The 19,802-nt window shown below is 65.2% G+C and carries 19 protein-coding genes; 13 read left to right on the forward strand and 6 right to left on the reverse strand.

Features of this window, described 5'->3' with window-relative positions:
- Positions 1-29: 29 nt before the first annotated feature.
- From ENJ37_03330 to ENJ37_03365, 8 genes are all read left to right on the forward strand, one after another.
- A complete protein-coding gene (locus ENJ37_03330; protein ID HHL39519.1) occupies positions 30-1,625 on the forward strand; it encodes a hypothetical protein in 1,596 nt (531 codons plus the stop codon).
- A 93-nt stretch (positions 1,626-1,718) separates the two neighbouring features.
- The gene (locus tag ENJ37_03335; protein ID HHL39520.1) at positions 1,719-2,771 is read left to right on the forward strand and encodes a lipopolysaccharide heptosyltransferase family protein; all 1,053 of its coding nucleotides are present in this window, start codon (positions 1,719-1,721) and stop codon (positions 2,769-2,771) included.
- Positions 2,321-3,919, forward strand: coding sequence for a glycosyltransferase family 1 protein (locus ENJ37_03340; protein HHL39521.1), 1,599 nt, complete (start codon positions 2,321-2,323; stop codon positions 3,917-3,919). Before ENJ37_03335 ends, ENJ37_03340 begins: the two co-directional genes overlap by 451 nt.
- Positions 3,904-4,911, forward strand: coding sequence for a D-glycero-beta-D-manno-heptose-7-phosphate kinase (gene rfaE1, locus ENJ37_03345; protein ID HHL39522.1), 1,008 nt, complete (start codon positions 3,904-3,906; stop codon positions 4,909-4,911). The genes ENJ37_03340 and rfaE1 overlap by 16 nt, the downstream gene beginning before the upstream one ends.
- 53 nt (positions 4,912-4,964) lie before the next feature.
- On the forward strand, positions 4,965-5,459 hold the full coding sequence (locus ENJ37_03350) for a DUF4416 family protein (protein HHL39523.1): 495 nt from the start codon (positions 4,965-4,967) through the stop codon (positions 5,457-5,459).
- Between the two features lie 417 nt (positions 5,460-5,876).
- Positions 5,877-6,743 carry a YicC family protein gene (locus tag ENJ37_03355; GenBank protein ID HHL39524.1) on the forward strand — a complete coding sequence of 289 codons (867 nt, stop codon included), beginning with the start codon at positions 5,877-5,879 and terminating at the stop codon, positions 6,741-6,743.
- Between the two features lie 201 nt (positions 6,744-6,944).
- The gene (locus tag ENJ37_03360) at positions 6,945-7,664 is read left to right on the forward strand and encodes a guanylate kinase (protein HHL39525.1); all 720 of its coding nucleotides are present in this window, start codon (positions 6,945-6,947) and stop codon (positions 7,662-7,664) included.
- The gene (locus ENJ37_03365; GenBank protein ID HHL39526.1) at positions 7,652-7,915 is read left to right on the forward strand and encodes a DNA-directed RNA polymerase subunit omega; all 264 of its coding nucleotides are present in this window, start codon (positions 7,652-7,654) and stop codon (positions 7,913-7,915) included. Before ENJ37_03360 ends, ENJ37_03365 begins: the two co-directional genes overlap by 13 nt.
- Before the next feature lie 348 nt (positions 7,916-8,263).
- Here the strand turns inward: ENJ37_03365 and ENJ37_03370 are convergent, their stop codons facing one another.
- From ENJ37_03370 to ENJ37_03385, 4 genes are read right to left on the reverse strand one after another with little or no spacing between them, the layout of a single operon-like run.
- Positions 8,264-9,337, reverse strand: a complete 1,074-nt coding sequence (locus ENJ37_03370; GenBank protein HHL39527.1) for an MBL fold metallo-hydrolase — start codon at positions 9,335-9,337, stop codon at positions 8,264-8,266.
- Complete coding sequence (locus tag ENJ37_03375) at positions 9,079-9,573, reverse strand: hypothetical protein (protein HHL39528.1); 495 nt, start codon at positions 9,571-9,573, stop codon at positions 9,079-9,081. The genes ENJ37_03370 and ENJ37_03375 overlap by 259 nt, the downstream gene beginning before the upstream one ends.
- Before the next feature lie 5 nt (positions 9,574-9,578).
- Positions 9,579-10,067, reverse strand: a complete 489-nt coding sequence (gene lspA, locus ENJ37_03380) for a signal peptidase II (GenBank protein HHL39529.1) — start codon at positions 10,065-10,067, stop codon at positions 9,579-9,581.
- Between the two features lie 17 nt (positions 10,068-10,084).
- Positions 10,085-12,889 carry an isoleucine--tRNA ligase gene (locus ENJ37_03385; GenBank protein HHL39530.1) on the reverse strand — a complete coding sequence of 935 codons (2,805 nt, stop codon included), beginning with the start codon at positions 12,887-12,889 and terminating at the stop codon, positions 10,085-10,087.
- Positions 12,890-13,296: 407 nt separating this feature from the next.
- Here ENJ37_03385 and crcB point away from each other — a divergent pair, with 407 nt between their 5' ends.
- Complete coding sequence (gene crcB, locus ENJ37_03390) at positions 13,297-13,677, forward strand: fluoride efflux transporter CrcB (protein HHL39531.1); 381 nt, start codon at positions 13,297-13,299, stop codon at positions 13,675-13,677.
- 31 nt (positions 13,678-13,708) lie between these two features.
- Complete coding sequence (locus ENJ37_03395) at positions 13,709-14,041, forward strand: DUF190 domain-containing protein (protein ID HHL39532.1); 333 nt, start codon at positions 13,709-13,711, stop codon at positions 14,039-14,041.
- A 21-nt stretch (positions 14,042-14,062) separates the two neighbouring features.
- Here the strand turns inward: ENJ37_03395 and mltG are convergent, their stop codons facing one another.
- Together mltG and ruvX are read right to left on the reverse strand one after the other, a co-directional pair.
- Positions 14,063-15,070, reverse strand: coding sequence for an endolytic transglycosylase MltG (gene mltG / locus ENJ37_03400; protein HHL39533.1), 1,008 nt, complete (start codon positions 15,068-15,070; stop codon positions 14,063-14,065).
- A 44-nt stretch (positions 15,071-15,114) separates the two neighbouring features.
- Positions 15,115-15,561: a Holliday junction resolvase RuvX gene (gene ruvX, locus ENJ37_03405; GenBank protein HHL39534.1), complete on the reverse strand. Its 447-nt coding sequence runs from the start codon at positions 15,559-15,561 to the stop codon at positions 15,115-15,117.
- 576 nt (positions 15,562-16,137) lie between these two features.
- On the opposite strand from ruvX, the gene mnmG reads away from it, so the two are divergent.
- The 3 genes from mnmG (at position 16,138) to ENJ37_03420 (ending at position 19,660) form a co-directional block, all read left to right on the forward strand.
- Positions 16,138-18,021: a tRNA uridine-5-carboxymethylaminomethyl(34) synthesis enzyme MnmG gene (mnmG, locus tag ENJ37_03410; protein HHL39535.1), complete on the forward strand. Its 1,884-nt coding sequence runs from the start codon at positions 16,138-16,140 to the stop codon at positions 18,019-18,021.
- A gap of 26 nt (positions 18,022-18,047) precedes the next feature.
- The gene (gene rsmG, locus ENJ37_03415) at positions 18,048-18,716 is read left to right on the forward strand and encodes a 16S rRNA (guanine(527)-N(7))-methyltransferase RsmG (GenBank protein ID HHL39536.1); all 669 of its coding nucleotides are present in this window, start codon (positions 18,048-18,050) and stop codon (positions 18,714-18,716) included.
- A gap of 158 nt (positions 18,717-18,874) precedes the next feature.
- Positions 18,875-19,660: a ParA family protein gene (locus ENJ37_03420; GenBank protein ID HHL39537.1), complete on the forward strand. Its 786-nt coding sequence runs from the start codon at positions 18,875-18,877 to the stop codon at positions 19,658-19,660.
- The last annotated feature ends 142 nt before the right edge of the window (positions 19,661-19,802 follow it).

The following is a 19,802-nucleotide window of genomic DNA, read 5'->3' on the forward strand; positions in this document are numbered from 1 at the left end:
TATTCGTCGCTCAAGCGATTCCTCAACGGATGTCAAAAGACAAGATGGAAACCGGCATAGTCCGGCAGTGGCTGGACAGAAGCGGCCATGCCAGGATCATAGGCTTCATCCTCGCAGCCGCCGCCGTCATCAAGCTGCCCCTTCTCGCCCTCAACTGGGGACTGGTCGAAAAGGACGGGATCCATTACGTGGCCATAGCCAAGCGCTTTGCCGCAATGGATATCGTCGGCGCCCTCTCTCTGTCGGCCGAGTCGTACCTTCCCTTCTATCCTCTGCTCATCGCCCTCTTTCACGGACTGGGGGTGAGCTGGGCGACGTCGGCCATCATGGTCTCTTTCGTATGCGGCGTGCTCGCCGTCGTCCCCTTCTACTTTCTTGTAAACAGGCTCTTCGATGTGAAGTTCGCAGCCGTCGCCTCCCTCTTCTTTGCCATGTCGCCGGAGATCAACTTCGTGTCAACGGCCATAGGGAGCGACAGCGCCTTCCTGCTGCTCTTTGTCCTGGCCGTCTGGGTCCTGTGGCTCGCCCACGAAAAGGGCAGCCTCTGGTATCTCGTGGGGTTCGCCGTCGCCGCGCTCCTTGCCGCCTCTACGAGAAACGCGGGCATCGTCCTCTTTCCCCTCTGCCTCTTCTGGGTGTACCGTTCGTACAGGCACGACAGGAAAAAACTCGTAACCTTCATCGCCATAGCCGGGGGACTGGCGGCCGTTACGGTGGCGCTGCTTCAACTGTACAGCTCGTACACCGGACGCCTGCCGCTCAAGGTGCTCAACGTGCTCGACGTGCTGGGCGACCTCTCCTTCGTAAAGGGAGGCGTGGTGGTCGAGGAGCTCAAGCTCGCCGAAGACAAGATATACGGCGGCAGGTATTACGACTTCTTCGAGATGGCCACCCACTACATACATGTCATATACCTCATCGGGACGCTGGAGATGCTCATCAAGGCGTGCGGATACGCCATATCCCCTTTCGTGGCCGCAGGGCTCTTTGCCGGGGAGCGGGCCGGCAAAGGCTGCGAGCGCTCCTACCTGCTCACCATAGCGGTGCTCTTCGTGCTCACCACCTATGTCTTCATGTTGAAGAACTACTTCGCCGAGACCCGCTATCTGCTGCCCGCGGCGCTGGCCCTCCTTCCCTTCGGCGGCCCCGGGTACCAGAGGGTCGAGGAGTACCTGAAAAAGAGGTTCTCTCTGAGCGAAGCCGCCATAGCCTCCATGGTGGCGCTCCTCGTGCTCGGCGCCGCGGTCTACAAAATCAACTCCAAGAGAAAGGACTACTCCACATACGGGAACCAGATCGAGGCGATAAGGTGGGTGAGGGAGAACGTCCAGGCCGCCGCGGCCATAGCCACAAACGCCCCGGCCATCCCCTTCAGCGCCGAAAGGTCCTATGTGAAGGTGGACTGTTCCGACCTCGATGAGTGCATGGAGGAGGCCGCCGGCAAAGGCACCCGCATCGACTACTTCATATACAAGACGCCTGAAGGTGAAAAGCTTGCGGCAACACCGTCCTATGCGGTAAGGAAGGTCTTTCTCCGGGGGCGCTCCGAGATATACGTCCTCGAGGTCGCCGCACAAGGGGCGACCTCGCGGCAGGGAAGCTCCGATCAAGGAAGCTCTGATTAATCATCCTGGGGGAAACGCGGGCCTGTGGCCCTTCTTCAGAAAGTTTCCCCCAGGCGCAGTAAATCAGGGCTCAGGCATTGTGGAAGGCGGCCAATGGAAGGGTTGAATAAGATCCTGCTCGTCAGAAAGGACAACATAGGCGACCTCGTCTGCACCACGCCGGCGCTGCGGGCCCTGCGGCGCCGTTATCCGCGGGCCCGCATCGGCCTTCTCACAAACTCCTACGCGGCCCCGGTGGTGGAGGGCAACCCCGACGTCGACGATCTCTACGTATACACCAAGGAGAAGCACTCCGGCCGCGGCAGGCTCGCAGCGCTCACGGCCAACGCCGCCGTCATGATGCGCATAAGGCGGGCCCGCTACGACGTGGCCCTGGGCTGCGGCTCCTGGTCGCCGAGCCTTGCCCGCTACGTGCTCCTCACGGGCGCGCCGGTGCGCATAGGCTACCGCCGGGGTGGAGGGGGGAGGCTCTGCTACACGACGAGGCTCGCCGAGCCGCAAGAGCCCCTCCACGAAGTCGAAAAGACCTTCCGCCTGCTCGCCCCCCTGGGCATCGAAGGCGAGCCCGGTCCCATGGTCCTCGCTGCCGACGAGGAAGAGCGCCGCCGCTGCGCATCGTTTCTAACGGCCCGCGGCAGGCGAGGGTCGAGGCCGCTTTTCGCCGTATCCATAAGCGCGCGCATCGACCGCAACAGGTGGCCCATAGAGAAGTTCGCCACCCTCATCGAAGAGATCGCCGAAAAGGGGCTTGCCGACGTGATGGTTCTCTGGGCGCCGGGCCGAAGCGACGACCCCCGCTTCCCGGGCGACGACGAGAAGGCGCAGCGGCTGGTCGCCCTCTGCGGCCCGCCGGTCTTCGCCCTCCCCACGCCGACGCTCAAGTCGCTCGCCGCGGCGCTCTCGCTCTCCGACCTCGTCGTAACCCTCGACACGGGCTCGCTCCACATGGCCGCGGCCCTCGGCAAACCGGTTGCGGCGCTCATGACGCGGGCCAAGTCGCTCGCCTGGCGGCCGTGGAAGACCAGGGCCGCCGTTGTCGCCGCCCCGGAGAGCGTGGAGACCATAACCGTCGAAGAGGTCATGGAGGCCGTCACCGGGCTCGCCGAAGAAGCCTTCGAGGGGTCCGCCGTGGAAACCGGGCCGTGAAGATAGGGCTTGTGCGCAGGAGGTATACGCCCTACGGCGGTGCCGAGGTCTTTCTCGACAGGTTCATCGACGGGCTCATCGGCCGGGGCCACTCGGTGGCGCTCTTCGCCTCGCGGTGGGAGGAGCGCGAGGGCGTGGAGTTTCACGGGGTCCCGGAGTGGGGGCCTTCCTTCATGAGGCCCCTGGTCTTCGCCGTCAACGCATCGAGGGCCGCGGCGGCGGCGCGCTGCGACGTGGTGCTGGGCCTTGAGAGGACCTGGTGCCACCATGTCTACAGGGCGGGCGACGGATGCCACCGCGAGTGGCTCGAACGGAGAAAGAGGTTCCTCGGCCCGGCAAGGCGCCTTCTCCTTGCGCTCAACCCGCTACACCGCGTGCTCCTCTACATCGAGAGACGGCTCTTCACGGCCCCCGACCTCAGGCTCGTCGTCGCCAACTCGCAGCGCGTAAGGCGGGAGATCGCGGCGCATTATGGTTTGCCGCCGGAGCGCATCCGTGTTATATATAACGGGATCGCGCCGCCGGAGCCGGGCGCGCACAGGCGCGCGCAGGCCCGAAGGGCCGTGCGCAGCGGGCTCGGCATCGCCGAAGACGACGTGGTCGTCCTCTTCGTGGGCTCCGGCTTCGAGCGCAAGGGCCTAGGCTTTCTCATCGAAGCCCTTGCGCTCCTTTGCGGGGACCGTGAGAACCCGGGAGCGCGGCACGTAAGGCTTGTGGTCGTGGGCAAGGGCGGGACCCGACGCTACCGCCGCCTCGCCCGCCGCCTCGGCGTGGAGGGGCGGATCCGCTTTGCGGGACCGCAGCGCGCAACCCCCGACTACTACCTGGCCGCCGACGTATTCGCCCTCCCGACCATATACGAGCCCTTCAGCAACGCCTGCCTCGAGGCCATGGCGCTGGGGCTCCCGGTCGTGACCACCAGGGCAAACGGTGTCGCCGAGATAATGACCGACGGCGTGGAAGGCGCCATTGTCGACGACCCGGCCGACGCGGCCGCCCTGGCCTCGGCCCTCTCGCGCTTTCTCGACGAAGGCGCAAGGGCCGAGGCCGGACGGCGCGCCGCACATACCGCCTCGGCCTACACCATGGAGCGCACGGTCGACGAATTTCTCAAGGAGCTCGAAAGGGTCGCATGCGCAGATACCTGAGCGTCAGGAAGGGACGCGCCCTCATCGACGGCTTTGCCGGAGCGCGGGTGCTCATCATAGGCGACCTCATAATGGACCACTTCATATGGGGCACGGTGCGCCGCATCTCGCCCGAGGCGCCGGTGCCGGTCGTGGACGTCACCTCCGAGAGCATCCTGCTCGGCGGATGCGCCAACGTGGTCAACAACATCCACAGCCTCGGCGGACGCTGTCTCGTAACGGGCGTCATAGGCCGCGACGACGACGGAAAGAGGCTCGTAAAGGCCCTGCGCGAGCGCTCCATACCGACCGACGGCATCTTCGTCGACGCAGGACGCCCCACGACCATCAAGACCCGCGTCATAGCACACAACCAGCAGGTCGTGCGCTTCGACAGGGAGAACAAGAAAAAGATAAGCGAGGGCACCTGCCGGAAGGTCCTCGCCTACGTCAAAAAGACCATGAAAGAGGTGGACGTGGTCGTCATCTCCGACTACTCCAAGGGACTGGTAAGCGCCGGGCTCGTCGAGGAGGTGACGGCCCTCGCACGGGACGCCGGCAAGATCGTGGCCGTCGACCCCAAGGTGGAGCACTTCGACTACTACAGGGGCGTCACCCTCGTAACGCCCAACAACGACGAGGCCTCCAGGGCCTCGGCCGTCGAGATAGAGGACGAGGAGAGCCTGCTGCGGGCGGGGACGCGGCTGCGCGAGCGGCTCGGCTGCCGGGCCGTGCTCATAACGCGCGGCGAGCACGGCATGAGCCTCTTTGACGGCGATGACGTAACCCACATCCCCACCGTCGCCAAGGAGGTCTACGACGTGAGCGGCGCGGGCGACACGGTCATAGGCGTCATGGCCCTTGCCCTGGCCGCAGGGGCCGCCATGAAGGAGGCGGCCGTGCTCGCCAACTTCGCGGCCGGTGTGGTGGTGGGAAAGGTCGGCACCGCCACGGTGAGCCCCGACGAGCTCGCGGCGGCGCTGGGGGCGGAGTTCCGCAGGAGACGGCGCTGAAGAGGAGGCATCAGGCCGTGCGTCCCGGCGAGCCCGAAGAGGTGAACCTCGTCATGAGTGTTATCACAGGCGAACGCCGCCTCTTCGCCGAGGTCTTCGCAGGCCTCGCAGGGCGCTTCGGACCCATCGAGATGATGAGCCCCCTCTTCTCCTTCGATCATACGGACTACTACAGGGAGGAGTTCGGCGAAGGACTGCTGCGAAGGTTCATAAGCTTCGAGAGACCCGTCCCGCCCGACGAGCTGGCCGATCTCAAGCTCTTTACAAACGGCGTGGAAGAGACGTACAGACGGGACGACGGCAGGCGCAGGGTCAACATCGACCCCGGCTACCTCACCCTCGAACGCCTCGTGCTCGCCTCGTGCAAGAATTTTACGCACAGGATATACCTGGGCCGCGGCGTCTACGCCGACCTGACCCTCGTTTACCGCGACGGCGAATTCAGGGCCCTCGAATGGACCTTCCCCGACTATATCGACCAGAGGGCCTTCGGCTTCCTCCACGGCGTGAGAAGACGCTACGCAAGAAAGATAGGCCGAGGCCTGTAACCGGGGGAGACTTTATACTGCCCGCGCCGGCTGCCACTGGGGGCTGTACCGGGGAGTCCGGGCCGCAAAGGCGTAACAACCCCGCCTGGCGCGGGCCGGACTCCCCGCTACAGCCGAAGATACGAATAACATACGATGGGGCGAGGGGGAGAAACGTGGGCCTGTGGCCCTCGGGCCTGTGGCCCTTCTACAGAAAGTTTCCCCCAGGGCAATTAATCAGAGTTTCCCTGCGGTCCGCGGAGGTTCGGACCGCAAAGGCGTAAAAAACCCCGCCTGGCGCGGTCCGAACCTCCGCGGACCGCCCCCAGCGGGCGGGGGGGACGTACGAACGGCATACCATGCAAGCCCTGACTCCTTCGAAAAAGGGAGCCCTGTGAGGGCGCGGAAAAACTCGAAAGCTTCCCGCGGGGAGGAAACATGCTCAAGAGTATGACCGGATACGGCAGGGCCGGGTTCACCCTCGACGGCGAGGGTTACGTGGTGGAGGTGAAGACACTCAATCACCGCTACCTGGACCTGAAGGCGAGGCTGCCCGAGCGGTTTTTCCCGCTCGAAAGCCGGGTGCGCGAGGAGGTGAAGCGCCGCTTCTCGCGCGGTCACGTAACGATCCAGGTGCGGCCCTCCCAGGGCGCAGGCGCCGCCTTCTCGCTCAACATGCCCCTTGTGAGGGCCTACCTCGAGGCCGCCGACAGGCTGCGCGACGAGCTCGGCATCGACGGGGCCGTGGACGTGCCCTTTCTGCTCAGGATAAAGGAGGTGCTCGGCGCAGGCGAAGAGGGGGACAGCGAGCGCGACTGGCGGGTCTTCTCCGAGGGGCTGGGCCGCGCCCTCGACGAGGTCGACGCCTGGCGCAGGCGCGAGGGCGGCGACCTGGCCGTCCACATCGGCGCCGGCATCAAACGGCTCGACGCCCTCATGAAGGAGATCGAGAGGCTCGCCCCCGAGAGTTTCGAGGCCCACAGAAAACGCCTCTCCGACGAGCTCGCAAGGCTTGTGGGGGAAAACGTGGACGAGACGAGGCTCATACAGGAGGCGGCGCTCCTTGCCCAGAAGGCGGCCGTGGACGAGGAGATCGCCCGCTACAGGAGCCACCTGAACCAGTTCTCGCGCTACATGGATAGCGACGAGCCCGTGGGAAAACGCCTCGACTTCCTCTGCCAGGAGATATTGCGCGAGGCCAACACCATTGCCTCCAAGTCCCCGGACGTGAGGATCGTCCAGGCCGTGGTGGAGATAAAGAGCGAGCTCGAAAAACTGCGCGAACAGGTCCAGAATATCGAGTGAGCCCCTTCAAGGGATCTTGCGGGTGACGTTTTTTCATTTGGCAAAGGGGCCGCTAAAATGTTACCTTTATAATCAAGGGAGCGGCAGGGCCGCAGGCGATACGGGGGGCCGGCGCCTCATGGGGCCGCCGGCCCTCCGCTTGTCGCCTGAGCCGCCGGGCGGCCCCAATGCGGTGGCGGTAGAGGGCCGCCGGGGAAGAGGTTGAAGAAGCGAGGCATACCCTTCATAGTGTCGGCGCCCTCGGGCACGGGCAAGACGACGCTGTGCCGCATGGCCGTGGAGCGTTTCGGCGACCTGCGCGAATCGATATCCTATACGACCAGGCCGCCGCGGGAAGGCGAGGTCGACGGCATCGACTACCGCTTCGTCGATGCCGCGGTCTTCGACGAAATGGTGCGCACCGATCGGTTCGTCGAGTACGCCGAAGTGCACGGCAACCGCTACGGCACCTCGGCCCGCGACCTCGCGGCCCTGCTCGACTCGGGCGAGGACGTCATACTCGATATCGACGTCCAGGGCGCCGAAAAGGTGCGGCGCTCCGTCGAGGGGGGCGTGTACATCTTCATCCTTCCGCCCTCGCTCGAAACCTGCGAGGCGAGGCTTCGCGCCCGAGGCAAGGACAGCGACGAAACCATACGCCGCCGCCTTCTTCAGGCGCGCCACGAGATCGGGTGCGCGGCCCTCTACGACTACATCATCATAAATGACAGGCTCGAAGAGGCCTTCACGAAGCTGAGCTCCATCATCGTCGCCGAGCGTTCGAGGGCGTCGAGGATGGCCGACCGGGTCCGCGCTCTCTTCGGTGAAGGGGACCCTCCGGGCCCTGAGGCCGCGGTCGCAACAGTGCCGTCCCGGGGCCTGCAGGGCGGAGAGCCCGGCGATAACGACAAAGGAGGTTCCACAAGCTCATGGCGAGAGTAACCATCGAAGACTGTCTCGACAAGGTGCCCAGCCGCTTTGCGCTCGTCCACATGGCGGCACACAGGGCGCGTCAGCTCCTCAAGGGGGCCAGGCCCTTCGTCGACTCCGACAACAAGGCCGTCGTCACCTCCCTTCGTGAAATAGCCGCCGGTGCGGTGCTGGCCGCCATAGAGGGCGAGGAGACCGAGTCCCGGCCTTTGCCGCCCGAAGAAGCGGCCGAGACGAGCGGCGGCAGCGAAACCCCTTCCTGAGGCAGGCAAAGAAAAACAGGTTGGTCCGGGCGGGCGCGGCAGGGGCGTCGGGATTGCGGCGGGGGTGTTCTGCCGCTGGGATGCGGCAAGTTTCCGAAGGTTAGCGAGGCGATTGTTTTTTCTTTGCTTAGGAAGCTCTGATTTATTGCACTGAGGGAACCTTTTTGTAAAGGGTCATAGACCCACGGGTCACAGACCCCCGGTTCCCTCAGACTCCCTCCAAAAACTTTTAATGCGACCTGGTTTCCCCCTGTTTTGCCTGGCAAAACAGGGGGAAACCAGGTCGTATTGAAAGTCTTTGAAGGGGGTCTGGGGGAAACTTTCTACAGAAAGTTTCCCCCAGGGTCATTAATCAGAGTTTCCCTTACTTTCTTTTTTCAAAGCGGATCCGTCGCTGCGCAGGGTTATGTCGCCGCGCTCGGCGGTGATCAGCACGCGGGCCCCGGCCCTGCGCAGCCTCTCCACCACCTCTTTCGACGGATAGCCGCGCCTGTTGCCGCTGTCTATGGAAATGACGGCGTAGCGGGGTGAGACGGCCTTGATAAAGGCCTCCGAGCTTGCGTCTGCCGCGCCGTGGTGGCCCACCTTGAGAAGCTGCGCCCGCAGATCGACCCCCTTTTCGATGAGGTACCGCTCGGTCTCGAGGCCGCCGTCCCCCATGAGCAGTATGCGCACGCCGCCGTGACGCACCATGATGACCAGCGAGTTGGTGTTCCAGTCCCGCTTCTCTCCCCCGTAGCGCATGACGTGGAAGGTGACCTCGTCGAAGGAGATCTCCTCGCCGTCGGCCGGGACGCGGTAGCGGCCGGTCCTGAAGAGGTCGGCGAAGTAGCGGTACATGTCGCCCTCGCACCCCGGGGCCTTGAGCTCCACGCCGTTGTCAAAGCGCAGGGCCTCCTCGATGAAGGGCGCGAGGTGGAAGACGCCGCCCATGTGGTCCGGGTGGTGGTGGGTTATGAAGACGGCGTCGAGGCTGTCGATCGAGCGGCGGCGCAGGGCTTGGGCCACGGAGCGGCCCGTGACGAGGTTGCCCGTGTCGACGAGGACCTTTTTTCCGCCCGGCGTCTCGACGAGCACGGCCTCGCCCTCGCCCACGTCGAGAAAGGTTATGACCGCCTCTCCCGCAATGGCGCCGGCGGGCGAGAGGAGCGCAAGAAGGATGATCAGCGCCGAAAGAGCAGCAGTCCCGCCCACAGTCCCATTCCTCCGGCCACGGCATTTATGAAGACGTCGCGCAGGTCGCCCACACGCATGGGCAGCAGGTGTTGGATGAATTCGTCCGTCGCCCCCACGAACGTCACGAAGATGAAGGCAGCCACTGCGGCCCCAAGCCCCCTGCCCGCGGCCTTGAGCGCAAGCAGCCCCAGAAGGCCGTATTCTATGAAGTGGACCCGCTCCTGCGGCAGGTCGAGCGCGAACCACGCCGCGCCGAGGACCGCCGCCGCCGCGGCCGCAAAGGCGGCGGCCCTGAGGATCCCCGCGGTCCTTGCCACCGCAAGGGCCGCAAGGACCGCGCAGACCAGGAGCGCCGCGTCGACGCCGAGGGCCACTCCGTCCCTGCCCGCCAGGACCTCGGCTCGGCGCAGAAGCGGCTCCATGAGCGGCAGCGTCAGGTATATGACGACAACGTAGGTGGCGATGAAAAGGCGCAGCCCCATGGTCCTTATCCCCGCCGCTCTTCACCCGATTCGGCGCCCCCGAGGTAGTGGGCCGAGAGGGCGAGGACAACGCCCACGGTGATGGCCGAGTCCGCCACGTTGAAGGCCGGCCAGTGGTAGGGGCCCGCGTGGAAGTCGAGAAAGTCGACGACCTCGCCGAAACGGAGCCTGTCGATGAGGTTGCCCACGGCGCCGCCGGCGACGAGGGAGAGGGCCGCCACGGTGAGCCGGTCCGTGGCGCTTCGCAGAAGAAAGGCTATGACCACCAGGGCCGCCGCGGTGACGGCCACGAGAAAGACCGTGCGGACCATGCCTCCGTCGCTCAAGATGCTGAAGGCGGCGCCGGGGTTGCGCACGTGGACGAGGTTGAAGAAGCCGGGAACGACCTCGACGACGTCGTGGAGCGCAAGCCGTGAGATGACGAGAAGCTTCACGAGCTGATCGACGACCACGACGGCGCAGGCCGTGACGGAGACGACGAGGCGCCTGTCCATAACTTCCCGCCCGGGGCTCAGCGCAGCGCCGCGGCGCAGCGCCCGCATACGGACGGATGGTCGGCGTCGGAGCCGACGGTGGGACTGTAGTGCCAGCACCTCTCGCACTTTGCGCCCCCGGCCCTCGATACGCTCACGCGAAGCCCCTCGATCTCGGACGACTCGAAGAGCACCGCCCCCTCGGCCGGGGCGACCCGCCCGGCCTCCACGGCGGAGACGACGAGGATCTCCTTGAGCGCCGCCCTCTCGGCGGCCACGACTCCCCGAAGCCTCTCCGGCGCCTCGATGGTCACCGAAGCGTCGAGGGGGTGGCCGATGAGCTTTTCGCGCCTGGCCGCCTCCAGGGCCCTGGCGGCCTCGGCCTTTATCTCCAGTATGGTCTTCCACTTCCGGCTCAGCCCTTCGTCGACCCACCGCTCGTTCACCTCGGGCAGGGAGGCGAGATGGACGCTTTCCACGTCGCGGCCCTTCATGTGCCGCCAGGCCTCGTCGGAGGTGAAGACCAGAACGGGCGCCACGAGACGCACCAGGTGGTCGAGCACGTGGTGGATCGTCGTCTGGGCCGCCCGGCGCCGCCGCGAGTCGCCGCGCTCGGTGTAGAGCCTGTCCTTTAGAGCGTCGAGGTAGAAGGCGCTCAGGTCGACGGCGCAGAAGTTGTGGACCGAGTGGTATATGGTGTGGAACTCGAAGCCCTCGTAGGCGGCGCGCACCCGGGCCGTAAGGCCCATGAGCCTGTGGAGCGTGAGCCTGTCGAGCTCCTCGAGCTCCCCGTACTCCACCGTGTGAGCGGCCGGGTCGAAGTCGTAGAGGTTTCCCAGTATGAACCTGAAGGTGTTTCGTATGCGCCTGTAGGCCTCGGACAGGCGCTTCAATATCTCCTCGGAGATGCGTATGTCCTCGCGGTAGTCCTCGCTCGCGGCCCACAGCCGCAGGACCTCGGCGCCGTAACGCTTTATCACCTCTCCGGGCGAGATGACGTTGCCCTGCGACTTGCTCATCTTCCTGCCCTGGCTGTCGACGACGAAGCCGTGGGTGAGAACGGCCCTGTAGGGCGGCGCGCCGCGGGTGGCGAGCGAGGCGAGAAGGGCCGAGTGGAACCAGCCGCGGTGCTGATCGCTTCCCTCCAGGTAGAGGTCCGCCGGGAATGCGAGCTCGTCGCGGCCCTCGAGCACGGCGGCGAAGCTCACGCCCGAGTCGAACCAGACGTCGAGGATGTCTTCTTCCTTGTCGAATTCCCGGCCCGAGCACCGGGGACACGTGACGGCGCCGCCTGTAATCTCGTCGAGCTCGCCCTCGAACCACAGGTCGGCGCCGTGGCGCTCGAAGAGGACGGCGAGCCGCTCGAGGAGCCCCTTGTCGAGGAAGGCGTGGCCGCAGCCGCGGCAGCGCAGCGCCGGTATGGGCACGCCCCAGGCCCTTTGGCGCGACAGGCACCAGTCGGGCCGGTTCTCTATCATCTTGTAGATGCGCTCCCTGCCCCACTCCGGTATCCAGCGCACCTTCTCCCTTACGGCCTCGAGGGCGAGCCGGCGCAGCGTGCGCCCGCCGGGAAGCGGCTCGTCCATGGAGGCGAACCACTGCTCGGTCGCGCGGAATATGATCGGGCTCTTGCAGCGCCAGCAGTGGGGGTAGGAGTGGCGGATCTCTTCGCTGAAGAGGAGCATGGAGCGCGAGCGCAGGAGTTCGATTATATCCCTGTTGGCGTCGAGGACGAAGCGGCCGCCGAGACCCTCGACATCGCCGGTGAAGCGCCCGCCGTTGTCCACCGGCGCGTAGATGTCGAGACCGTGACGAAGGCCGAGCTCGTAGTCGTCCTGGCCGTGGCCCGGCGCTATGTGGACGCAGCCCGTGCCCGCCTCGTTGGTCACGTGATCGCCGGTGACCACTACACAGGTGCGCTCTATCCACGGATGGCGGCACAGTATCCGACGGTCGAGCTCCGAGCCCTTCCAGGCGCCCAGCACCTCGTAGTCGTCGAATCCGAACTTCTCCATGCAGGAAGAGACGAGCTCGCGGTTTATCACCAGGTCTCCGGCCGGCGTGCGCACCAGGTTGTAGACGAGCTCGCCGTGGAGCGCGATGGCGAGGTTTGCCGGCAGGGTCCAGGGCGTGGTGGTCCAGATGACGAAGGACGTCTCCCTGTCGGGGCTCACCGGCAGCGCCCCCTTGGCGTCGACGACGGGGAACTTGACGAAGACGGCGGGCGAGCTCTTCTCGGCGTACTCGACCTCGGCCTCGGCCAGGGCCGTCCTGCAGGAGGCGCACCAGTGCACGGGCTTCTTGCCCTTGTATACTATGCCGGCCTCGACGAAACGGCCGAGCTCGCGCACGATGGCCGCCTGGTACGAGTAGTCCATGGTCAGGTAGGGCCGGTCCCACCAGCCGAAGACCCCGAGGCGTTTGAACTCGTCGCGCTGCACGGCCACGAACCGCTCGGCGTAGGCGCGGCAGCGCCTCCTTATCTCCACCTTCGATACCTTGTGCTTGTCGGCGCCCAGGGCCTTCTCCACCTGCAACTCTATGGGCAGGCCGTGACAGTCCCAGCCCGGCACGTAGTCGGCCGCAAAGCCCGCCATGAAACGGCTCTTCACGACCATGTCCTTGAGTATCTTGTTGAGCGTGTGCCCCATGTGGATGTGGCCGTTCGCATAGGGAGGGCCGTCGTGGAGTATGTAGGCGGGCCGTCCCCTGCCCGCGGCGCTTATCTTGCCGTAGAGCCCCGCCTCGTCCCAGGCACCGAGCGTGCGCGGCTCGGTCTCCGGCAGCCGGGCCTTCATGGGAAAGTCGGTGCGGGGCAGATTGAGCGTATCCTTGTAGTCCATGAGTCGGTTCTTCTCTTCTCCGGGAGTTTTTCTTGTTCGATTGTTAAGTGATAACATAAACCCCTTGAAATTTGAATCGTTTTTTGACCGTCCCGCCCTGGGGGCGGTACGGGAGGAGGTTCGGGCCGCAAAGGCGTAAAAAGATCCCGCCTGGCGCGGGCCGAACCTCCCCCGTACCGCCGGGCATCCGCAAGACATATAGAGGGAGCCTAGGGGAAAGATGGGCCTGTGGCCCTTCTATAGAAGGTTTCCCCCAGTAAGTATTTAATCGGGGTTTCCTTAAGGTTTGTATTGGAGGACCATAATTGTTATATAGAAGGGAAGCTCCGAAGCTATTGCGCTTGAGGGAGGCTTTTTGTAAAGTGGTTGCCGGGGTCGCATTCCGGCACGAGGGAGGTAATCAAGGGTTGAAGTTCATATTTATCGCCGTGGGAGGGGGGCTCGGCGCCCTGGCGCGCTACGGTCTCAGCGGCGTGGCATACCGCCTCTGGGGCGCCGGCTTTCCCTGGGGAACCCTGGCGGTCAACGCCGCCGGCGCCTTTGCGATAGGTTTTCTCTGGTCGCTATTCGAGGGCGCCCTCATCTCGACGCAGATGCGCACCTTCGCGCTCATAGGCTTTCTCGGAAGCCTCACCACCTTCTCCACCTACACTCTCGAGACGATGACGCTCGTGCGCGACGGCGAGCTGCGGCTGGCCGTCGCCAATGTGGCGGTGAGCAACGCCCTCGGTCTCGCCCTCGTCGCGGCGGGCTACATCCTTGCGCGGGCCCTGACGGGCCAGCGCTGAAGCACCGGCAATCGGTCGTCAAGGAGGCGCAATGAAGGAATCGGGCGAAGGGATGCTGCTGAGGATATTCATAAGCGAATCGGCCCGCTACAGGAAGCGCCCGCTCTACGAGCAGATACTGCTGCGGGCCAAGGAGCTCGGCATAGCGGGAGGCACGGTGCTTCGCGGCATGATGGGCTACGGCATCCACGGCCGCCTCCACACGGCCAGGCTCCTGCGCCTCTCCGAGGACATGCCCATAATCATCGAGATAGCCGATACGCAGGCGCGGCTCGAAGCCTTCCTGCCCCATCTCGACGAGATGGTCGAGGAGGGCTTCATCACCATGGAGCGCATAAGGGTCATAAAGTACACGCCGTCGTGAGCCGGCGGCAACCTGCCCCCCCTACCTGCCCCGTTTGCGGAGTTTCTGGTACTTGTAGACGGCGCGGTTGTGTTCGGCGAGGCTCTTGGAGAAGTAGTGGGTGCCGTCGTTGCGGGAGACGAAGTAGAGGTATTTTTCGTCGGTGGGGTTGAGGGCCGCCTCTATGGAGGCGCGGCCGGGGTTTGCTATCGGTCCGGCCGGGAGTCCGTAGTTGACGTAGGTGTTGTAGGGCGTGGGCGTTCTCAGGTGCTTGCGTGTGAGGTTGCCGTCGAAGTCTTCTATGGCGTAGATGACGGTGGGATCGCTTTCGAGCCTTATGCCCCGGCGCAGCCTGTTGTGGAAGACGGCCGATATCCTGCGCCGCTCCTCGGGCACGGCCGTCTCTTTTTCTATTATGGAGGCCAGCGTGACGACCTCCTTGAGGGTCATGCCCCTTTCCTCCTGCAGCCTTTCGAACTCGCCCGAGTAGACCTCTCTGAAGCGGGCGACCATGGCGGCTATCATGTCGTCGACGCTCATGGCCCTGGTGAACTTGTAGGTGTCGGGGAAGAGGTATCCTTCGAGGCCGTCGGCGTCGATGCCGAGACTCCGGGCAAGCTCCCTGTCCGTGGCCCTCGCCATGAACTCTTCACGGTCGGCGAGGCCCTTGGCCTCGAGCAGGGCCGCCATCTGCCTTATGTTGTAGCCTTCGGGAAAGGTGACGGTGTACTGCTTGCTGAGCCCCCTGGTGAGGCTTTGGAGGACCTCCAGGGGCGTCATGGCGGTGGTGAGCTCGTACTCTCCGGCCCTTATGCGCTTGTGGGCGCCCATGAGACCGGCCACGAGGAGGAAGTCGTCGGCGTCTCGGACCACGCCGGCCTTTTCCAGGCTCGCGGCCACGAGCCTCGAGCTCGCGCCCTTGGGGATGACAACCGTCTTGGGCTCAGCGTGCCGCGAGGCCGGCGTAAAGAAGACGGCGTACAAATGCACCGCCGCCGCCACCGAGGCGGCAGCGGCGACCCAGAGGGCCTTCTCCAACCTTCTCTTCATTTTTTCAAATTTTTCAAGGAGTTACAGGTACAGCGGCGGGGCCGTCAGGGCTCGGCTCCCTCCGCCTCCCCCTTAACGCCCCGGCTGTCCATGAAGCCCTGGAGGATATAGCTCGCCGCCAGCTTGTCGACCACCTCTTTGCGCTTTCGGCGGCTCACGTTGCCCTCGATGAGGACCCGCTCCACCGCCGACGTGGAGAGGCGCTCGTCCCAGGTCTCCACGGGCAACGGTGTTGCGGCCCTGAGCTCGTCGACAAAGGCCATGACCATCTCGGCCTGGGGCCCCGCCGTGCCGTTCATGTTGACCGGCAGGCCCACCACGATGCCGGCCGCCTGCTCCCCTTCGGCCCGTCTGCACACCTCGGCCACGTCGGCGCCCGTGCCCCTGCGCTCTATCGTGCAGAGCGGATGGGCCGAAAAGCCGAGGGCGTCGCTCACGGCCACGCCTATGCGCCTGGTCCCCACGTCGAGGCCGATCCATTTCGGTTTCATCTGCGCTTTCTTCGCCGGGCGAAGACCCCTTCGTTACGTGCAAGGAAGCTCGGATTACCCTGGGGGAAACTTTCCGTAGAAGGGCCACAGGCCCGCGTTTCCCCCTGCCCCATCGCATGGTATTCGGATATTCGGCTGTACCGGGGGTTCGGCCCGCGCCAGGCGGGATTTTTACGCCTTTGCGGCCCGAACCCCCCGGTACAGCCCCCAAGGCAGCCGGCGCGGGCAGCCTGGGGGAAACTTTCTGAAGAAAGTTTCCCCCAGACCCCCTTCAAAGACTTTTAATTCCCTGTTTCCCAAAAAGTTCGAAGTCTCCCGCGGGCGCGCCTTCACGGCGGCGGCCCGGAGATGGGGCGCCGTCCAGCAAGGCCGAGATACAGCGAGAGCCGAGGGGAGCGCGGGTCCGCGACCACTTTGCGCCCCCCCTCTTTGAAAATATACCGCACAAAGCGGTCTTTTTCAACCCCTTCCGGTCCGGCGGGCGTTGACAGGCGGAAAGGTTGTAATATAAAATAACCTCTCCCTGTTCCACGTGGAACAGGGAGAGGCGGCGAGCAAGGAACGGAGGCGAAGGGCGTGAGGCGGGAGTGTGACATAGTGGTCGTCGGCGGGGGCCATGCCGGGTGCGAGGCGGCGCTTGCGGCCTGGCGGCTGGGCCTTGAGACGACGGTCGTCACCATGAACGTCGACACCATAGGCCAGATGTCCTGCAACCCCGCCATAGGAGGTGTTGCCAAGGGCCATCTCGTAAAGGAGATAGACGCCCTGGGCGGCGAGATGGCCCTGGCCATAGACGACGCGGCCATCCAGTACCGCACGCTCAACGCATCGAAAGGTCCGGCCGTGCGCGCAACCCGCGCCCAGGCCGACAGGACCCGCTACAGGCTCCGCATGCGCGCAGCCCTGGAGGCGAGAAAGGGCCTCGCCATACGCCAGGGCACGGTCGAGGGGCTGGTGATCGAAGGGGGCGGCGGGGCCGGCCCGGCGCCGGCGGTGCGGGGCGTGAGGCTCTCCACGGGCGAGACGATAGGCGCAAGGGCCGTGGTCGTCACGACCGGCACCTTCCTAAACGGCCTCATCCACATAGGGATGAGGCGCTTCCCGGGCGGCAGGGCCGGCGACGAGGCGAGCACGGCCCTTGCGCGGGCGCTCCGGGCCCTGGGACTTCGCATGGGCAGGCTCAAGACCGGCACCTGTCCGCGCCTTGACGCAAGGACCATAGACTTCTCCAGGCTCGCGCCCCAGTACGGCGAGCAGACAAGCCCCTTCTCCTTCTCCAACAGCGTGGTGACGGGCGAGCAGATGCCCTGTCACATCACCTACACCAACGGGCGGACCCACGAGCTGATACGGGCAAACCTCGACCGCTCGCCCCTTTTCAGCGGCGTCATCGAGGGCGTGGGCCCCCGCTACTGCCCCTCCATCGAGGACAAGGTGGTGCGCTTCCCCGACCGTGAGCGCCACCAGATATTCCTCGAACCCGAGGGCCCGGACACCTGCGAGGTCTACCCCAACGGCCTCTCCACGAGCCTGCCCGTGGAGGTGCAGGCCCGCATGGTGAGGACCGTCGAGGGACTCGAGGATGCGCGGATCGTGAGGCCCGGCTACGCCGTGGAGTACGACTTCGTCGACCCCACGGAGCTATATCCGACGCTGGAGACGAAAAAAATCAGGGGCCTGTACCTGGCGGGCCAGATAAACGGCACCTCGGGCTACGAGGAGGCCGCGGCCCAGGGGCTCGTGGCCGGCGCCAACGCGGCCCTCAAGGTCCTGGGCAGGGCCCCGCTCGTGCTCGGCCGCCACGAGGCCTACATCGGCGTGCTCATCGACGACCTCGTAACCAGGGGCACGAGCGAGCCCTACAGGATGTTCACCTCCAGGGCCGAGTACAGGCTGCTGCTCAGGGAGGACAACGCCGAGTGGCGGCTGCGCGACAAGGCCCGCACTGCGGGGCTTGTCGACGACGAGGGTTACGAGGGTTACAGGAGGCGGCTCGAAGAGAGGCGGCGTGTGCTCGAGTGGCTGGAAGGGACGAAGGCGGCTCCCACGGAGCGGACCAACGCGAGGCTTTCGGAGCTCGGCATGGGCTCCATACGAAGGGTGCATACCTACAGGGAGCTTCTTCGCAGGCCCGAGGCGACGGTGAGAAAGCTCTTCGAGCTCGCCGGCGGGAGCGTGGCCGCCTCGCCCGCGGTGCTCGCCTCGGTGGAGACGGAGGTCAAGTACGAGGGCTACATAAGCCGCCAGATGGAGGAGGCGCAGCGCTTCAGGCGGGCCGAGGAGACGAGGATCCCCCCTGCGCTCGACTTCGGGGAGGTGGCGGGCCTCTCCGCCGAGGCGCGCGAAAAGCTCGCACGGGCGCGGCCGCTGTCGATAGGGCAGGCGGGCCGCATCCCCGGCGTAACGCCCGCCGCGCTCTCGCTCATAATGGTGCACCTGAGGAAGACGGGGGCGCTTTGACAGGGGCCGCGAGGAGGAGGGAGCTCATGGAGAGGCTCGCCGCCGGGGCGCTCTCCCTGGGCGTAGCGCTCGACGAAAGGGCGCTTTGCCGCTTCGCCCTCTACCTCGAGGAGCTGGGGCGCTGGAACAGGCGCGTAAACCTCACGGCCGCAAGGAGCGACGAAGAGGTCGTGGAGCGCCACTTCCTCGACTCGCTCACTCCCTTATCGCTCGTCGGACCGGCGGGCCGCCTGCTGGATGTGGGCTCGGGCGGCGGCTTTCCGGGGCTGCCCATGAAGATCGCGCGTCCGGGACTCGACGTAACGCTCGTGGACTCGAGGGAGAAGAAGGTCTTTTTCCTCCGTCACGTCATAAGGAGGCTCGGCCTCGACGGCGTGGAGGCCCTGGCCTGCCGTGTGGAGAGCGACGCCTTCCGGCGCCTCCACGGCCACCGCTACGACTGCGTCATATCGAGGGCCTTCTCGGCCCTCGACGACTTCTTCCGCCTCGCGGCGCCCCTTGCCGCGCCGGGCGGGCTGGTGGTCGCCATGAAAGGGCCTCTCGGTGCGGAGCTGGAGGCGGAGATCGAAGAGGTTTCAAGGCGCCGCGGGCTCGCAGCGGCCATTAGGGAGGTCGCGGCGCCCCTTGCCGCCCGCCGGACGACCCTGGTGGCCTGGAGGATCCCACGGCAAAGCCTTTCCGGCAGGGGGCGCTGACGGGCGTCCGCGGCCCCTGCGCTTCCGGTGTTCCACCGCTCCGGTGTTCCACGTGGAACATCGACGGCGGCCCTCAATTTTCTTGCAACGGCAACGCCATGTGATACACTCTTGTAACTGTAGGGACGGAAAGGGCACGGGCCGGAAAAAGGGGCGTAATGGGGCGCATAATCGCGGTGGCAAACCAGAAGGGAGGCGTCGGCAAGACCACCACGTCGGTCAACCTCGCGGCCTCCCTGGCCGTGGCGGAAAGACGGGTCCTGCTCGTCGACTTCGACCCCCAGGGCAACGCCACGAGCGGCGTGGGCGTGGACAGGGACGGCGCCGACGACGCAGGCGGCATCTACCACGCCCTCATCGAAGACAGGGGCCTTGAAGGCCTCGTGCGGGAGACGGCGCTCCCCTTTCTCAAGGTCGTGCCATCGAGCATCGACCTGAGCGGGGCCGAGGTGGAGCTGGTCGACGACCCCGAGCGGGGACTGAAGCTCAGGGCCCTCGTCTCCGAAATAAAGGACGCGCACGACTACATCATCATCGACTGTCCGCCCTCGCTCAGCCTCCTCACGGTCAACGGCCTCGCCGCCTGCGACTCGGTGCTCATACCGATCCAGTGCGAATACTACGCGCTCGAGGGCATAAGCCTCATGATGGAGACCATCGAGCTCATACGGAGGGACCTCAACCCGGAGCTCGAGATCGAAGGCGTGCTCCTCACCATGTACGACGGCCGCACCAACCTCTCCCGGCAGGTGGCCGAAGAGGTGAGAAGCCACTTCGGCGACAAGACCTTCAGGACGGTCATACCGAGGAACGTGAGACTCAGCGAGTCCCCGAGCTTCGGTAAACCCATCGTGCTCTACGACATCCAGTCCAGAGGCGCGATAAGCTACCTCGAACTGGCAAGAGAAATTATCGTAAAAAACGAACAACAGGACGCAGACTGAGCCGCTACACTGAGGGAACCTTTTTGTAAAAAGGTTCCCTCAGACTCCCTCCAAAAACTTTTAATGCGAGTTGGTTTCCCCCTGTTTTGCCAGGCAAAACAGGGGGAAACCAACTCGTATTGAAAGTCTTTGAAGGGGGTCT

Source organism: Deltaproteobacteria bacterium (assembly GCA_011375175.1).
In the GTDB taxonomy this organism is placed as follows: Bacteria; Desulfobacterota; GWC2-55-46; order GWC2-55-46; family DRME01; genus DRME01.

What these genes read in the sequence shown, in the direction of transcription:
- ENJ37_03330 (HHL39519.1), top strand. Translation starts at nt 30, where the DNA reads ATGTCAAAAGACAAGATGGAAACCGGCATAGTCCGGCAGTGGCTGGAC.
- lspA (HHL39529.1), bottom strand. Translation starts at nt 10,067, where the DNA reads ATGGACAGGCGCCTCGTCGTCTCCGTCACGGCCTGCGCCGTCGTGGTC.
- ENJ37_03365 (HHL39526.1), top strand. Translation starts at nt 7,652, where the DNA reads ATGGCGAGAGTAACCATCGAAGACTGTCTCGACAAGGTGCCCAGCCGC.
- ENJ37_03335 (HHL39520.1), top strand. Translation starts at nt 1,719, where the DNA reads ATGGAAGGGTTGAATAAGATCCTGCTCGTCAGAAAGGACAACATAGGC.
- ENJ37_03385 (HHL39530.1), bottom strand. Translation starts at nt 12,889, where the DNA reads ATGGACTACAAGGATACGCTCAATCTGCCCCGCACCGACTTTCCCATG.
- ENJ37_03420 (HHL39537.1), top strand. Translation starts at nt 18,875, where the DNA reads ATGGGGCGCATAATCGCGGTGGCAAACCAGAAGGGAGGCGTCGGCAAG.
- ruvX (HHL39534.1), bottom strand. Translation starts at nt 15,561, where the DNA reads ATGAAACCGAAATGGATCGGCCTCGACGTGGGGACCAGGCGCATAGGC.
- mltG (HHL39533.1), bottom strand. Translation starts at nt 15,070, where the DNA reads ATGAAGAGAAGGTTGGAGAAGGCCCTCTGGGTCGCCGCTGCCGCCTCG.
- ENJ37_03395 (HHL39532.1), top strand. Translation starts at nt 13,709, where the DNA reads ATGAAGGAATCGGGCGAAGGGATGCTGCTGAGGATATTCATAAGCGAA.
- ENJ37_03355 (HHL39524.1), top strand. Translation starts at nt 5,877, where the DNA reads ATGCTCAAGAGTATGACCGGATACGGCAGGGCCGGGTTCACCCTCGAC.
- ENJ37_03350 (HHL39523.1), top strand. Translation starts at nt 4,965, where the DNA reads ATGAGTGTTATCACAGGCGAACGCCGCCTCTTCGCCGAGGTCTTCGCA.
- ENJ37_03375 (HHL39528.1), bottom strand. Translation starts at nt 9,573, where the DNA reads ATGGGGCTGCGCCTTTTCATCGCCACCTACGTTGTCGTCATATACCTG.
- rfaE1 (HHL39522.1), top strand. Translation starts at nt 3,904, where the DNA reads ATGCGCAGATACCTGAGCGTCAGGAAGGGACGCGCCCTCATCGACGGC.
- rsmG (HHL39536.1), top strand. Translation starts at nt 18,048, where the DNA reads ATGGAGAGGCTCGCCGCCGGGGCGCTCTCCCTGGGCGTAGCGCTCGAC.